The sequence below is a fragment of the Mesorhizobium sp. M7D.F.Ca.US.004.03.1.1 genome (assembly GCF_003998635.1).
Classification (GTDB): Bacteria; Pseudomonadota; Alphaproteobacteria; order Rhizobiales; family Rhizobiaceae; genus Mesorhizobium; species Mesorhizobium loti.
Genome location: NZ_RZQG01001393.1, coordinates 1 through 1,080, shown reverse-complemented (window position 1 = coordinate 1,080; position 1,080 = coordinate 1). Strand labels below are relative to the sequence as shown.

Below are 1,080 nucleotides of genomic sequence, written 5' to 3'. Positions count from 1 at the left end.
TTCTAGAAATGAAAAAATATTCTGAAAAAATTGAAAAATAGCCGGCGTGCTGACATCCTTAGCCAATCCAACAATGACAAACCCGTGGAGGGCTGGAAAATGGCCAGGATGCGCGCTGTCGATGCCGCGGTTCTCGTTCTCGAAAAGGAAGGCATTTCCTGCGCTTTCGGCGTGCCGGGCGCGGCGATCAATCCGTTCTATTCGGCGCTGAAGGCGAGGGGAACGATCCGCCACGTGCTTGCCCGCCACGTCGAGGCCGCCTCGCATATGGCGGAAGGCTATACCCGCGCCAAGTCAGGCAATATCGGCCTATGCATCGGCACCTCGGGTCCGGCCGGCACCGACATGATCACCGGGCTTTACTCGGCCGCAGCGGATTCGATTCCGATCCTGTGCATCACCGGCCAGGCGCCGCGCGCACGGCTGAACAAGGAGGATTTCCAGGCCGTCGACATATCAGCCATTGCCGCGCCGGTCGCCAAATGGGCGGTCACCGTCATGGAGCCTTATCTGGTGCCGATGGCGCTGCAGAAGGCATTTCACCTGATGCGCTCGTCGCGGCCGGGTCCGGTGCTGATCGACCTGCCGGTCGACGTCCAACTGGCCGAGATCGAGTTCGACATCGATGCCTATGAGCCGCTGACGCCATTCAAGCCGGCGATGACGCGCGCCCAGGCCGAAAAGGCGTTGACCATGCTCAACGCCGCGGAAAAGCCGCTGATCGTCGCCGGCGGCGGCATCATCAACGCCGATGCGTCGGATCTGCTCATCGAATTCGCGGAAATTTCTGGCGTGCCGGTCATCCCGACCTTGATGGGTTGGGGGGCGATCCCCGACGACCACCGGCTGATGGCCGGCATGTGCGGGCTGCAGACCTCGCACCGCTATGGCAATGCGACGATGCTGGAAGCCGACTTCGTCTTCGGCATCGGCAACCGCTGGGCCAACCGTCACACCGGCTCGGTCGATGTTTATACAAAGGGGAAAAAGTTCATCCATGACGACATCGAGCCGACGCAGATCGGCCGTGTCTTCGCGCCGGACCTTGGCGTCGTCTCGGATGCAGGCGCGGCACTGAAG

General features: G+C 61.5%; 1 protein-coding gene. It reads left to right on the top strand.

The features are described from left to right. Nucleotides 1-99: 99 nt before the first annotated feature. The coding region (locus EN935_RS37350; protein WP_245489159.1) for a thiamine pyrophosphate-binding protein at nucleotides 100-1,080 on the top strand (981 nt) is incomplete at its 3' end.